Genomic DNA, 1,819 nt, shown 5'->3' with positions numbered 1-1,819 from the left:
TGCGAGAAGTGCAAAGTAATAAAAAGAAAAGGAAGAGTAATGGTTATCTGTGAAAATCCTAAGCACAAGCAAAAACAAGGCTAATATAAAATATTAGGCAAAAAATACAGATTAGGTATTTAAAATTAGTTGACTTTTTTCCAAAAGTCAAATATGATTATATAGGCATTTAATTCAATAATTAGATTTTAGGGCGGCTGACAATAGAAGAACAAATTCTTACTATTGGCCTAAAATTTTATTATATATATTTTTAAAAAGTTATCGAAAAGATAATGGCATTTCAATTACCAGGAGGTGTAAATTTTAATGGCAAGAATAGCAGGTATTGACCTACCAAGAGAAAAAAGAGTTGAAATAGGTTTAACTTACATTTACGGAATTGGGTTACCTACTTCACATAAGATATTAGCAGCAACAGGAATAAATCCAGATACAAGAGTTAAAGATTTATCTGAAGAAGAAGTTAATGCTTTAAGAACTTACATTAAGGAACTTACTATTGAAGGTGACTTAAGAAGAGAAGTTGCTTTAAATATCAAGAGATTAGTTGAAATTGGTTGTTACAGAGGAATGAGACACAGAAGAGGTCTTCCAGTAAGAGGACAAAAAACTAAGACTAATGCAAGAACAAGAAAAGGTCCTAAGAAGACAATAGCGAACAAGAAGAAATAGTTAAGGAGGGAAGGCAATGGCAAAGGTTAAAAAGACTAGAAGAAGAAAAGAAAGAAAAAACGTTGAGCATGGTGCAGCGCACATAAAGTCAACATTTAATAACTCAATAGTTACTTTAACAGATGCAGCTGGAAATGCATTATCATGGTCAAGTGCTGGAGCTCTAGGCTTCAAGGGATCAAGAAAAAGCACTCCATTTGCAGCTCAGATGGCAGCAGAAACTGCAGCTAAAATAGCAATGGAACACGGATTAAAAAGCATAGAGGTTTATGTTAAAGGACCTGGAGCTGGTAGAGAAGCAGCAATAAGATCTTTACAAGCAGCAGGATTAGAAGTAACTCTAATTAAAGATGTTACTCCAATTCCACACAATGGATGTAGACCACCAAAAAGAAGAAGAGTTTAGTATCGTTTCAAAACAGGAGGTGTAATTAGATGGCAAGATATACTGGAGCTACATGTAGATTATGTAGAAGAGAAGGTATGAAGTTATTCCTTAAAGGGGATAGATGTTATACAGACAAATGTGCTTTCGTTAGAAGAAGCTACGCACCAGGACAACACGGAGCAGCTAGAAAGAAATTATCTGACTACGGAGTACAATTAAGAGAAAAGCAAAAAGCTAGAAGAATATACGGAGTGTTAGAAGGTCAATTCAGAGCATACTATGAAAAGGCTGAACACATGAAGGGTATTACTGGTGAAAACTTATTAAAGTTATTAGAATTAAGATTAGATAATGTTGTATATAGATTAGGTTACGGAGCTTCAAGAAATGAAGCAAGACAATTAGTTAACCACGGACATTTCTTAGTAAATGGTAAGAAAGTTGATATTGCTTCTTATAAAGTTGCAGTAAACGACGTAATTGCTGTTTGTGAGAAAAGCAGAGGAAGCGAAAAGTTCAAAACTTTCGTTGAAAATCCAAAGACTTTACCAAAATGGTTAGAAGCTAACGTTGAAAACTACGAAGGCAAAGTAGTTGCTATGCCAGACAGAGAAGATATTGACGTACCAGTTAATGAAACTCTTATCGTTGAGTTATATAGCAAATAATTGAAGTATTTGTTTTAAGCAAATATGAATCAGTTGCCCTCAAATAGGTTGCCATTTTAATATCAGAGGAGGGTTCGTATGTTAGAAA

General features: G+C 34.1%; 4 protein-coding genes. All 4 read left to right on the top strand.

Translation table 11 applies throughout. The features are described 5' to 3' along the window. On the top strand, positions 1-84 hold an 84-nt coding region (rpmJ, locus tag ACRDDY_RS00020), incomplete at its 5' end, for a 50S ribosomal protein L36 (protein WP_438562921.1). Positions 85-309: 225 nt separating this feature from the next. Then, positions 310-675 carry a 30S ribosomal protein S13 gene (gene rpsM, locus ACRDDY_RS00015; RefSeq protein WP_438562920.1) on the top strand — a complete coding sequence of 122 codons (366 nt, stop codon included), beginning with the start codon at positions 310-312 and terminating at the stop codon, positions 673-675. 16 nt (positions 676-691) lie between these two features. Then, complete coding sequence (gene rpsK, locus ACRDDY_RS00010) at positions 692-1,081, top strand: 30S ribosomal protein S11 (RefSeq protein WP_002598876.1); 390 nt, start codon at positions 692-694, stop codon at positions 1,079-1,081. Between the two features lie 29 nt (positions 1,082-1,110). Then, the gene (gene rpsD / locus ACRDDY_RS00005; protein ID WP_438562919.1) at positions 1,111-1,731 is read left to right on the top strand and encodes a 30S ribosomal protein S4; all 621 of its coding nucleotides are present in this window, start codon (positions 1,111-1,113) and stop codon (positions 1,729-1,731) included. Positions 1,732-1,819: the final 88 nt, after the last annotated feature.

It is taken from the genome of Clostridium sp., from assembly GCF_051656525.1.
GTDB lineage: Bacteria > Bacillota > Clostridia > Clostridiales > Clostridiaceae > Clostridium.
The sequence above is the reverse complement of the archived record's forward strand: the minus strand, read 5'-3'. Positions and strand labels throughout refer to the sequence as shown.

What these genes read in the sequence shown, in the direction of transcription:
- rpsD (WP_438562919.1), top strand. Translation starts at nt 1,111, where the DNA reads ATGGCAAGATATACTGGAGCTACATGTAGATTATGTAGAAGAGAAGGT.
- rpsK (WP_002598876.1), top strand. Translation starts at nt 692, where the DNA reads ATGGCAAAGGTTAAAAAGACTAGAAGAAGAAAAGAAAGAAAAAACGTT.
- rpsM (WP_438562920.1), top strand. Translation starts at nt 310, where the DNA reads ATGGCAAGAATAGCAGGTATTGACCTACCAAGAGAAAAAAGAGTTGAA.